We start from the raw sequence: 11,106 nt of genomic DNA, 5'->3' as shown, positions 1-11,106 counted from the left end.
GATGAAGGCTGAACGGCGAAGCCGTTCGCCTTCAGGGGCGCGGGGAACTGCGCGACCAGCCACGACGGCGGGAGAGCCGAACTCAAGCCCCCGAGCAGGTGCGGGGTGCCTACTTTCCGGCCAGGAGATCGTCCGCGTCGACGATCCGGTACGCGTACCCCTGCTCCGCCAGGAACCGCTGGCGATGCGCCGCGAAGTCCTGGTCGATCGTGTCGCGGGCGACGACCGAGTAGAAGTGCGCCTGGTGGCCGTCCGCCTTCGGACGCAGGACGCGGCCGAGCCGCTGGGCCTCCTCCTGGCGGGAGCCGAACGTGCCCGACACCTGGATCGCGACCGTGGCCTCCGGCAGATCGATCGAGAAGTTCGCGACCTTGGAGACGACGAGGACGTTGATCTCGCCGTTGCGGAACGCGTCGAAGAGCCGCTCGCGCTCCTTGTTCGACGTCTCGCCCTTGATGACCGGGGCGTCGAGGTGCTCGCCCAGCTCGTCGAGCTGGTCGATGTACTGGCCGATGACGAGGATCTGCTGGCCCTCGAACTTCTTCACCAGCGCTTCCGTCACCTTCCGCTTCGTCGCGGTCGTCGCGCAGAAGCGGTACTTCTCCTCGGCCTCGGCCGTCGCGTAGGCGAGCCGCTCGGAGTCCGTCAGGTTCACCCGGACCTCGACGCAGTCCGCCGGGGCGATGTAGCCCTGCGCCTCGATCTCCTTCCACGGCGCGTCGAAGCGCTTCGGCCCGATGAGGGAGAAGACGTCCGCCTCCTTGCCGTCCTCGCGCACCAGCGTCGCGGTGAGGCCGAGCCGGCGGCGGGCCTGCAGGTCGGCGGTGAACTTGAAGACCGGCGCGGGCAGCAGGTGCACCTCGTCGTAGACGATCAGACCCCAGTCGCGGGAGTCGAACAGCTCCAGGTGCGGGTAGACACCCTTCCGCTTCGTCGTCAGGACCTGGTACGTCGCGATCGTGACGGGCCGGATCTCCTTCTTCGTGCCGCTGTACTCGCCGATCTCGTCCTCGGTCAGCGAGGTCCGCTTCACCAGCTCGTGCTTCCACTGGCGGGCCGACACCGTGTTCGTCACGAGGATCAGCGTCGTCGCCTTGGCCTCCGCCATCGCACCCGCGCCGACCAGCGTCTTCCCGGCGCCGCAGGGGAGCACGACGACACCGGAGCCGCCGTGCCAGAAGCCTTCCACGGCCTGCTTCTGGTACGGGCGCAGCGCCCAGCCGTCCTCGGCGAGGTCGATGCGGTGCGCCTCGCCGTCCACGTACCCGGCGAGGTCCTCGGCCGGCCAGCCCAGCTTCAGCAGGGTCTGCTTGATCTGGCCGCGCTCGGAGGGGTGCACCACGACCGTGTCCGGGTCGATCCGCTCGCCGACCAGCGGGGCGACCCGCTTGGAGCGCAGCACCTCCTCCAGGACGGGCCGGTCCGTGGTGGTCAGGACGAGACCGTGCGCGGGGTGCTTGCTCAGCGTCAGCCGGCCGTAGCGGTCCATCGTCTCGGCGATGTCCACGAGCAGAGCGTGCGGCACCGGGTACCGGCTGAACTGCACGAGCGCGTCGACGACCTGCTCCGCGTCGTGCCCGGCGGCCCGCGCGTTCCACAGCCCGAGCGGGGTCACCCGGTACGTGTGGATGTGCTCGGGCGCCCGCTCCAGCTCGGCGAACGGGGCGATCGCACGACGGCAGGCGTCGGCCTGGTCGTGGTCGACCTCCAGCAGGAGCGTCTTGTCCGACTGGACGATGAGAGGTCCGTTCACGCGCGGCACCTTTCTGGAAGGGCGTGGCCCGGTGTGGCCAAACGTCCAGTGTGCCGCACCCGGCTCATTCCCCGGAAAGCTCGGCCACGCCCGTGACCCGGTGCAGGGGGTACGTGCGGACCTCGTCGGCGGTGTGGTCGTACGCGGTCACGAAGCCGCCCTCCACCCGGATCGGGGCGATGACGCGCTGGCTGGCGGCGCCCTCCGCGTTCACGTAGCCGATCCACAGGGCCTCGCCGGTCATCACCGCGGCCTGCATCGTGGCGAGGGTCTCGGCGGCTCCGGTGCGGGGCAGTTCGCCGTCCGCGGGGCGCTCCGGGGCGGACTTGCGCGGCGTCGTCGCGGCGCGGTCGCCCGCCCGGATGGCGCGGATCGCGGCGTCCAGGAGCGTGCCGTCGGGCAGCGGCGGGCCGTCCGGGACGGGCTCGGGGGCGGTACGGGGCGGGGTGCGGCGGGCGTGCGCGCGGGTGATCAGGACATCGCCCTCGGGGGTCTCGGCGGCGGGCGCGAAGCCCATGGCGCGCAGGCCCTCCAGAAGCGTGCCGGGGTCGGCCTGCGCGGCGAGCACGGTCGGGGCGAGGCGGCGCAGGCGCAGGCCCGCGGCCCGCTTGTCGGCGAGGATCTCGCCGAGCATGGCGTCGTCGTCGCACCGCACGTAGGCGCTCGCCGCGCCGATCCGCAGGTGGCCGTGGCGCCGGGCCACGTCGTCGATGAGGTACGCGAGCGGCTGCGGGACCGGGGTGCGGGAGTGCGCGGCGAGGAAGGCGTGCAGGTCGGACGCGGTGCGCCCGGCGTCGAGCGCCCGCCGCACCGACCCCGGCGTGAACCGGTACACGGTGGCTCCGCCCTTCGACTCGACGTCCGCGAGCACGGACAGCGCGTCGGCGAGCGGCCGCTCCAGCGGGCCCGGCGCGACGGCCGTCAGGTCGGCCTGCAGCAGGACGTGGTCGAGCGCCTCCGGCAGCAGCGGGGCCAGCACCTTCCCGGCCCGCGCGGCGGTGACGGCCGCCTCGGCGGGGGTGAGGGGGGTGTGACCCGGGCCGTCCGCGGCCTCGAGGGTGAGCAGGGCGCGGGCGTGCGTGGAGAGGGCGCCCCGGCCGGTGATGCCGAGGAGTTCGGCCTCGGCGAGGGTCCAGCGGACCAGATTGCCGCGCAGTTCCAGGGCGCCGGGGGAGGGGCGCTCCCACGCGAGGCGGGCGACGACCGACTCCGGGTCGGGGGCCGCGCCCTGCGGCAGGTCCGCGAGCAGGGACAGGACGCGGTGGCGCACCTCGGGCGCCGCCGAACGGTCCAGGTGCGGGCCCAGGGCCGACAGCGTGCGGTCCTTGCCGTCCCGGCCGCCGACCAGGCCCGGCGTCCGGGTCGCCGTCAGCCAGGCCGCCGCCAGCGGCACCCAGCGCTCGGCCGGCGGCAGCTCCAGCCACTCGTCCAGCGCGGGCGTCGCCGCGTACCGCTCGTCGGCCTCGCCGTCGGACGCCACCAGGCCCGCCGCGTAGGCCAGTTCGACCCAGAACGCGGCGGTCTGCTCCGACGTGTCCAGCGCCGTGGCCGTCCGCTTGAGGTCCCGCACGCTCAGTCCGCCGGCGCGCAGCACCGCCGGGCCGCCCTCGTCCCAGTCCTTCAGCAGCTCCTCGACCGTCGCGAGCGCCGTGTACGCCTCGGCGGCCGCCGTCGCGTCCACAACCTGTGGACGGTGCGTCGCCTTCGCCGCGACCTCCGGCGGCAGCGGCTCCAGCACCCGGTGCGCCCGGCCGCCGCGCAGGTGCAGCGCCGCCTCGCGCGGCAGCACGACCGTGCCGGGGCTCGTCGGCAGCAGCAGGCCCCGGTCGAGGAGCCAGCGCAGGTGCGCGGCCGGGCGGGCCGTGACCTGCCCGTACGGCGGGCCCCACACCAGCCGGTTCAGTACGTCGACGGACTCGGCCGGGGCCTCGTCCAGGAGGGCGCCCATCCGGTCCTGCGCCGTGAACAGTTCGGTCAGCGCCGCCACCGCCGACACCGGGTCGTGCGTCGAGGGCAGCCCGGCCGTCGCCACGATCTCCTGCAACCGGGTCGGCGACATGCCCGAGGTGGCCTCCGCGACGGTCGGGCCGAGGCCGGTGGGGGAGGGGTGCTGGGCGCTGGGCGCGAGCAGTTCGCGGGCCGTGCGGACCAGACGGAGCTGGTCGTCGCCGCCCCACACCAGGGCCTGCTCGCGCAGGGTCGCCACCGCGCCGGGCAGCGCGGCGGAGGCGTCGTCGCCGGGCAGCAGGGCGTGCAGGGCGGTGTACGGGGCCGGGTCCGGGGCGATCGCCAGGGCCTGGGCGACCTGCTGGGTGAAGCGGTCGAGGCGGTCCAGGGCGCGGATGACGGAGGCGCGGGTGCCGGCGCGGGTCGCCAGCTGGGTCAGGTCGTTCGGCACCGGGCCGAGGAGGTCGGGGCGGGCGCGCAGCAGGCGGGCCAGGTCCTCGTCCGTCCCGGCGCGCAGCGCTTCCGCGAGGGAGCGGGGACTGGTGGTCGCCGGGGTCTGCGCGTTCGGGCTCATCTGACCCACGTTAGCGGTGCGGGTCGCTCCGCGGGTCTACGCCGTCACGGGTTGCGGTCCCGTCGCCGGGTGCGGCCCGGTGGGGCTTCTCGCGCAGTTCCCCGCGCCCCTGAAGGCATGCGGCTTCGCCGCGCCTTCCCCGACTGCAGGCGCCCCGCACCCTTCTCAGGGAAATGCGGCGCGCAGCGCCATGCATTTCAGGGGCGCGGGGAACTGCGCGACCGGCCACGACGGCGGGAGAGCCGAAGATCGAGCCTCTCCGGCGTTTGAGGAGCGGGGGGCGCCACCGTCGCGGGTTGCGGGAACGGCGCCGGGGGACGGTACCGTCGGGGCGTCAAAGTGCGGACCCCGGAGGGGACTTCGTGGGGATTGAGAGCGATCAGATCGTCTTCGACTATCTGAGCCGGGTCGGGGACCTGGCCCAGCAGCGTCAGCTGCCGTCGGCGACGAGAATGCGACTGGTGTCGGAGCTGCGCGGCGAGATCGACAAGCGCCGCGCCAAGGTGACCGTCGACAGCCCGGCCGCGGTGCGCCGCATCATCGACCGCCTCGGCAGCCCCGACGACATCGTCACCGGCGCCCAGGACGGCACCGCCCCCGACCCCGCCGAGACCCTCACCCGCCCCGTCCCCGAGCAGCCCGGCGCGGCCGCCCCGCGCCGCAGGATGCCCCGCCCGCGCCGCACCCCGGCCCCCGGACCGGAGGCCCCCGCCCCGTCGCCCCCGCACCTCGCCGGCACCGACGAACTGGGCACGCCTGGCGGCGACACCGACTGGTGGCGGCTCGGCGAGGGCGGCGCGATGCCGCTCGGCGAGTCGGACAGCGTGCCCGGGTTCGTCGGCGGCGTAGAGATCCCCGAGCTCCTCAAGCCGCCCCCCAGGCCCGGCGACAAGCAGCCCGACCTGCGCAAGAAGCCCGTTGAGGACGAGGAGCCGGAAGCCGAGGAGGAGACGGAGGAGGCGGCCCCGCGCAAGCGGCGCGGTCTGCCTCGGCTCGCGGCGCCCGCGGGGGGCCTCGCCAACCCCGTACTGATGCTCGCCGCGCTCGTCCTCGTCGTCGGCGCCGTCCTCGGCAACATCCTCGTCCTGCTGATCGGCTGGGCAGTCGTCTTCCTGTCACGGCGGCTGACCGAGGGCCAGAAGAAGTGGGCGGTGTTCGTGCTGCCCGGGGCCTCGGCGGCCGCCGGGATCGTCTGGCTCTGGGGCCGGACCGACGGCCGCTGGGGCGAGCCCGTCGCGGACGGCCGGATGAGCGCGGCGCTCGGCGAGACCTGGCCGTGGGTGCTGCGGGGCGCGGCGATCGCCTCCGCGCTGTACCTGGTGTGGCGGTCCCAGCGGCAGCGCTGAGGCCCTAGGACACGTCGGCCAGGTCGGACTGGAGTTCGCCGAGGATCTGGTTCGCCGCGGTGTAGCCGATGCCCTGGATCCACAGTTCGTCGTCGACCTGGAAGACCTTGCCGTTCTTGACGGCCTTCAGGTTCTGCCACAGGCCGCTCGTCGTGGTCTGCGTGACCTTCGCCTTGCCGGGGTTGCCGTACGTGGACGTGAAGACGACGTCCGCGTCCGCCTTGTCGATCTGCTCGGGGCTCACCTCGTACGCGAACCCGTCCTTCGCCTTGTCGGTGATCGCGGGGCGGCCCAGGCCCAGGTCGGCGAGGATCGTGCCGATGTAGTTCTGCTTGCCGTAGATCCGGATGTCGGCGCCCTCGACGAAGCGGACGACGTTCACGTCCGTGCGGGCCGCCTTCGCCTTGCCGCCCAGGGACTTCGTGACGGCGGCCACGTGCTCCTCGTACTTCTTGACGGCGGCCTTGGCCTCGGGCTTCTTGCCGAGGGCGTCCGCGTGCACCAGGAAGTTCTGCTTCCAGGGGTAGCCGGTGGACTCGGTGAGGACGGTCGGGGCGATGGCGCTGAGCTGCTGGTAGCGCTGGGCGTCGCGGACCTTGCTGCTGAGGATCAGGTCGGGCTTGAGTCCGGCGATCTTCTCCAGGCTCGCGTTGGCGATCTCGCCGACCTCGGTGATGCCCTTCGTCCGCGCCTTGGGGAGGTACGACAGGAAGGTGCTCTCGGCGCCGGCGCGGGTGGCTCCTACGGGGGTGACGCCGAGAGTGATCGCGGAGTCGAGCTCGGCGGTGTCCAGGACGACGACGCGCCGGGGAGCGTTCTTGACCTTGACGGGGCCCATCGCGGTCTTGACGGTGTGGGTGCCGTTCGGGTCCGCGCCCGGCTTCTTCTCCTCCACCGGGTCGGAGGACGTGCAGGAGGACACGGCGAGGGCCGTGGCGAGGACGAGGGTGCCGATGACTGTGCCGCGGTGCGTGAGGGAGGCGTTCATGGGTGCCTTTCGGGTCAGCGCCGTTGCCGGTCGGTCAATTGTTGCCGGGTACCGCTTTCGTCGGGGCGGGTCGCAGAGGGAGGGCCGCGCTCCACGGCGTCCCGGGCACCACCAGCGGGGAGCCGGTGACCGGGTCGGGGACGACGACACACGTGAGGCCGAAGACCTCCTTCACCAGGGACTCCGTGACGATCTCCGCCGGGGGACCCTCGGCGACGATGCGGCCGGACTTCATGGCGACGAGGTGGTCGGCGTAGCGGGCCGCCTGGTTCAGGTCGTGCAGGACGACGGCGATCGTGCGGCCGCGGTCGTGGTTGAGCTGGCGGACCAGGTCCAGGACCTCCACCTGGTGGGCGATGTCCAGGAACGTCGTGGGCTCGTCCAGGAGCAGGATGTCCGTCTCCTGGGCCAGCGCCATCGCGATCCAGACCCGCTGGCGCTGCCCGCCGGACAGCTCGTCGACGTTCCGGTCGGCGAGCGCGGCGACGTCCGTGCGCTCCATGGCCTCCGTGACGGCCTTCTCGTCCGCCTCGGACCACTGCTGCCACCAGCTCTGGTGCGGCTGGCGCCCGCGCGAGACGAGGTCCCCGACGGTGATCGCCTCGGGCGCGACGGGGCTCTGCGGGAGCAGCCCGATCCGCTGGGCGATCTTCTTGGTGGGGAGCTCGGCGAGGGCCTTGCCGTCGAGGAGGACGGAGCCGCCGGCCGGCTTGAGGAGCCGGCCGAGTGCCCGCAGCGTGGTCGACTTGCCGCACGCGTTCGGGCCGACGATCACCGTGACCTGCCCGTCGGGCACCGCCAGGTCGAGGTTGTGCACGACGGTGCGGTCCTCGTAGGCGAGGGTCAGGTCGCGGGCCGAGAGCCGGCTCATGAAGTGCCTCCGGGACGACGGGAGCGGATGATCAGCCAGATCAGGTACGGGGCGCCGACCGCGGCCGTGAGCACGCCCACGGGCAGTTCGGTCGGTGAGAACAGGCGCCGGGCCAGCAGGTCGCCGACGACGACGATCAGCGCGCCGAGCAGCCCGGAGCAGAGCAGCGGGATCTGCGCGGTGCGGGTGAGGCGCCGGGCGATCTGCGGGGCGAGCAGCGCGACGAAGTCGACGGGCCCGGCGGCGCCGGTCGCGACGGACGCGAGGACGACGCCGAGCGCGACGAGCCCGAGGCGCACCCGGCCGAGCCGTACGCCGAGCGCGGTCGCGGTGTCGTCGTCCATGGAGACGGTCCGCTGGGCGCGCGCCGCCCACGCCACGCAGGGGGCGAGGATCAGCAGGGTCCAGGCGAGCGGGGCGGCCTCCGCCCAGCCGCGCCCGTTGAGCGAGCCGGTCATCCAGATCTGCGCCTGCTGGGCGACGAGGTAGTCGCCCTTGGTCATGAACAGCGTCGTGACCGAGCGCAGGGCGATCGCGAAGCCGATGCCGATGAGCACGAAGCGCGTCGCGTGCAGTCCGCCGCGCCACGCGAACACGTAGACGAGCGCGGCGGCGAGCAGCCCGCCGGCCACGGACACGTACGGCAGCACGGTGTACGAGGTGAGGCCGAAGGTCATCGCGGCGACGGTGACGGCGCTCGCGCCCTGGCTGATGCCGATGATGTCGGGGCTGGCGAGCGGGTTGCGGGCGACGGTCTGGATCAGCGCGCCCGCGACGCCGAACGCGACCCCGACGAGCAGGCCGACGACCATCCGCGGCTCGCGCAGCGTGCCCACGACCAGCTCGTCCGGCGACGGCTGCCCGGTGAGGACCTTGAGCACCTCGACGGGGCTGGTGAACGTCTCGCCCACGCACAGGTACGCGAGAGCGCCCGCGGCGAGCAGCAGCGCGAGGACGACGGCCACGACCGCCGCCCTGCGGTGCAGCAGGAAACGGGCCCGGCCCGCGCGGACGACCGTGTATCCGGCCGGGCGGACCCCGGCGATCGCGCTCACGCGGGCACCGCCTTCCGGCGCACGAGCGCCACGAGGAACGGCACCCCGATGAGCGCCGTCATCACGCCCGCCGGCACCTCGCTCGGCGGGAAGACCACGCGGCCCACCGTGTCGGAGACCAGCAGCATCACGGGTCCGACGAGCGCGGCCATGGGCAGCAGCCAGCGGTGGTCGGAGCCGACGAGCGCGCGGGCGATGTGCGGCACGGCCAGCCCGATGAACGCGATCGGCCCGGCCGCGGCCACACCGACACCGGTGAGCACGGTCGCGCCGAGCCCGCCGACGATCCGTACGGTCGCCACCCGCTGCCCGAGCCCCTTCGCGACGTCCTCGCCGAGCGCCAGCGCGTCGAGCCCGCGGGCGACGGACAGCACGAGGACGGCGCCGACGAGCAGGAACGGCCACACCTGGCCGACCAGCTCCGCGTCCCGGCCGGACAGCGAGCCGACCTGCCAGAACCGGAACTCGTCCAGCGCGGAGGCCTTCGTGGTGAGGATCGCGGTGGTGACGGAGACGAGCAGCGCGTTGATCGCGGCGCCGCCGAGCGCCAGCTTCACCGGGGTCGCCCCGCCGCGCCCGCTGGAGGCGATCGCGTACACGGCGACGGCGGCGATGCCCGCCCCGGCGAACGCGAACCACACGTATCCGGTCAGCGTGTGGATGCCGAGGTAGGCGATGGCGAGCACGACGCCGACCGAGGCGCCCTGGCTGATGCCGAGGATGCCGGGGTCGGCGATGGGGTTGCGGGTGATGCCCTGAAGGACGGTGCCGGCCAGCGCGAGGCCCGCGCCGACCATCAGGCCGACGAGCGTGCGCGGCAGCCGCAGCCCGCGCACCACCTCGGCCGCGTTGCTGTGCCCGCCGTGCAGCAGGGCGTCGAACACGGCGGACGGCGCGATCGGGCGGGCCCCCACCGCGAGGCTGAGCAGCACCGCGAGGGCCAGCGCCGCGGCGGCCGCCACGAGTGCGGCGACCCGGGTGGCGCGGCGTCTGACGGGCATGGGCGGGCTCTCTCCGGACGGTGTGATTGGTAAGGCTTGGCTAAGTATGGGATGCCGGGCTCATCGTATGCCCGGGCACAATGGCCCCCATGGCTGCCCTTGAGAACCCCGCGCACACCGGCCCCGTCGTCGGCTTCGACCTCGACATGACCCTGATCGACTCGCGGCCCGGCATCCACGCCACCTGGCGCGCCCTGACGGAGCGGACCGGCACGTACGTGGACGCGGACCTCGTCGTCAGCCGGCTCGGCCCGCCGCTGGTCGACGAGCTCGCCCACTGGTTCCCGGCCGAGCAGATCGCGGGGATGGCCGACCTCTACCGTGAGATGTATCCCACACACGCCATCGAGGGCACGCTGCCGATGCCCGGCGTGCACGAGGCGATGGCCGCGGTGCACGCGGCGGGCGGCCGCGCGATCGTCGTCACGGCCAAGTACGAGCCCAACGCCAAGCTGCACCTCGCGCACCTCGGCATCGACGCGGACGCCGTCATCGGCGACCTGTGGGCCGAGGGCAAGGGGGAGGCGCTGCGCGAGCACGGCGCGAGCGTCTACGTGGGCGACCACACCGGCGACGTGCGGGGCGCCCGCACGGCGGGGGCGCTGTCCGTCGCCGTGACGACGGGGCCCTGCTCGGCCGAGGAGCTGCGGGCGGCCGGCGCGGACGTCGTGCTCGCCGACCTCACCGCGTTCCCCGCGTGGCTGGAGAGCTACACGGAGCGGGCCGCGCGCCGCTGAGCCGCGATGCCCTTCAGGACCCCGGCACCGGCCAGCAGGAAGCCGACGCCCATCAGCATGCACACCGCGTAGGCGACGGGCGGGAACGGGTCGCTGTGCAGGAACAGCGGGGCCATCGTCACGAGCGTCGCGATCGCGCCGACGACGAAGACGATGCCGCCCGCTTTCACGAGGCCGTCGCCGGGCCCGGACTGGCTCGAACGGGAATTGGTTTGGGTTTTGTCACGCACCCGGCCAGGGTAGTTCCCAGCGCACAGGGACCCATAGTCTTGGTGGAGGCGGGTCGGTCGCGACCCGCTGTACTGCTGTCCAGAGCGATTTCGAGCACTTCGAGTACGGGGACGAGGACTTCACGTGCCTACCGGCAAAGTCAAGTGGTTCAACAGCGAGAAGGGCTTCGGCTTTCTCTCCCGCGACGACGGCGGCGACGTCTTCGTGCACTCCTCGGTCCTGCCCGCCGGCGTCGACAGCCTCAAGCCCGGCCAGCGGGTCGAGTTCGGGGTGGTCGCGGGCCAGCGCGGTGATCAGGCGCTCTCGGTGACGATCCTCGACCCGACGCCGTCCGTCGCCGCGGCGCAGCGCCGCAAGCCGGACGAACTGGCGTCCATCGTCCAGGACCTGACGACCGTCCTCGAGAACATCACGCCCGCGCTCGAGCGGGGCCGTTACCCCGACAAGGCGGCCGGCAAGAAGATCGCGGGTCTGCTCCGCGCGGTGGCCGACCAACTGGACGTCTAGGCCTCGTCGCCGGGTGCGGGCCGGTGGGGGCTGGTCGCGCAGTTCCCCGCGCCCCTGGAGATGCGCACTTCGTGCGCGATCTCCATCGGGGAAATG

General features: G+C 73.5%; 10 protein-coding genes. 3 read left to right on the top strand and 7 right to left on the bottom strand.

Annotated elements, in window-relative coordinates:
• Positions 1-109: 109 nt before the first annotated feature.
• The gene (locus tag ACFW9D_RS35620; protein ID WP_384629171.1) at positions 110-1,753 is read right to left on the bottom strand and encodes a DNA repair helicase XPB; all 1,644 of its coding nucleotides are present in this window, start codon (positions 1,751-1,753) and stop codon (positions 110-112) included.
• Between the two features lie 64 nt (positions 1,754-1,817).
• A complete protein-coding gene (locus ACFW9D_RS35615; protein WP_384629168.1) occupies positions 1,818-4,274 on the bottom strand; it encodes a helicase-associated domain-containing protein in 2,457 nt (818 codons plus the stop codon).
• A 362-nt stretch (positions 4,275-4,636) separates the two neighbouring features.
• Between ACFW9D_RS35615 and ACFW9D_RS35610 the strand changes: the two genes are divergently transcribed.
• Positions 4,637-5,620, top strand: a complete 984-nt coding sequence (locus tag ACFW9D_RS35610) for a hypothetical protein (protein ID WP_384629166.1) — start codon at positions 4,637-4,639, stop codon at positions 5,618-5,620.
• A 4-nt stretch (positions 5,621-5,624) separates the two neighbouring features.
• On the opposite strand, the gene ACFW9D_RS35605 is transcribed toward ACFW9D_RS35610, so the two are convergent.
• Genes ACFW9D_RS35605 through ACFW9D_RS35590 form a run of 4 tightly spaced genes read right to left on the bottom strand, consistent with a single transcriptional unit; the run spans position 5,625 to position 9,535 of the window.
• A complete protein-coding gene (locus ACFW9D_RS35605; RefSeq protein ID WP_384629163.1) occupies positions 5,625-6,608 on the bottom strand; it encodes an ABC transporter substrate-binding protein in 984 nt (327 codons plus the stop codon).
• Between the two features lie 34 nt (positions 6,609-6,642).
• Complete coding sequence (locus ACFW9D_RS35600) at positions 6,643-7,479, bottom strand: ABC transporter ATP-binding protein (protein WP_384629160.1); 837 nt, start codon at positions 7,477-7,479, stop codon at positions 6,643-6,645.
• Positions 7,476-8,534 (bottom strand): FecCD family ABC transporter permease, encoded by a 1,059-nt coding sequence (locus tag ACFW9D_RS35595; RefSeq protein ID WP_384629158.1) that lies wholly within the window; start codon positions 8,532-8,534, stop codon positions 7,476-7,478. Before ACFW9D_RS35595 ends, ACFW9D_RS35600 begins: the two co-directional genes overlap by 4 nt.
• Positions 8,531-9,535, bottom strand: a complete 1,005-nt coding sequence (locus tag ACFW9D_RS35590) for an iron ABC transporter permease (protein ID WP_188337629.1) — start codon at positions 9,533-9,535, stop codon at positions 8,531-8,533. The genes ACFW9D_RS35595 and ACFW9D_RS35590 overlap by 4 nt, the downstream gene beginning before the upstream one ends.
• An 80-nt stretch (positions 9,536-9,615) precedes the next feature.
• Between ACFW9D_RS35590 and ACFW9D_RS35585 the strand changes: the two genes are divergently transcribed.
• On the top strand, positions 9,616-10,272 hold the full coding sequence (locus ACFW9D_RS35585) for an HAD family hydrolase (RefSeq protein WP_384629155.1): 657 nt from the start codon (positions 9,616-9,618) through the stop codon (positions 10,270-10,272).
• On the opposite strand, the gene ACFW9D_RS35580 is transcribed toward ACFW9D_RS35585, so the two are convergent.
• Positions 10,245-10,502, bottom strand: coding sequence for a hypothetical protein (locus ACFW9D_RS35580; RefSeq protein ID WP_384629152.1), 258 nt, complete (start codon positions 10,500-10,502; stop codon positions 10,245-10,247). The two genes, ACFW9D_RS35585 and ACFW9D_RS35580, sit on opposite strands and share 28 nt — an antisense overlap.
• 124 nt (positions 10,503-10,626) lie before the next feature.
• Here ACFW9D_RS35580 and ACFW9D_RS35575 point away from each other — a divergent pair, with 124 nt between their 5' ends.
• Entirely contained in the window at positions 10,627-11,010 is a 384-nt protein-coding gene (locus ACFW9D_RS35575) for a cold-shock protein (RefSeq protein WP_188337626.1), read from the top strand.
• Positions 11,011-11,106 lie beyond the last annotated feature (96 nt).

Source organism: Streptomyces sp. NPDC059524 (assembly GCF_042749255.1).
Lineage (GTDB): Bacteria > Actinomycetota > Actinomycetes > Streptomycetales > Streptomycetaceae > Streptomyces > Streptomyces xanthii.
This window is presented reverse-complemented; position numbering and strand designations above follow the sequence as displayed.

Coding starts and splice junctions, on each gene's coding strand:
- ACFW9D_RS35615 (WP_384629168.1), bottom strand. CDS start 4,274: ATGAGCCCGAACGCGCAGACCCCGGCGACCACCAGTCCCCGCTCCCTC.
- ACFW9D_RS35605 (WP_384629163.1), bottom strand. CDS start 6,608: ATGAACGCCTCCCTCACGCACCGCGGCACAGTCATCGGCACCCTCGTC.
- ACFW9D_RS35600 (WP_384629160.1), bottom strand. CDS start 7,479: ATGAGCCGGCTCTCGGCCCGCGACCTGACCCTCGCCTACGAGGACCGC.
- ACFW9D_RS35590 (WP_188337629.1), bottom strand. CDS start 9,535: ATGCCCGTCAGACGCCGCGCCACCCGGGTCGCCGCACTCGTGGCGGCC.
- ACFW9D_RS35585 (WP_384629155.1), top strand. CDS start 9,616: ATGGCCCCCATGGCTGCCCTTGAGAACCCCGCGCACACCGGCCCCGTC.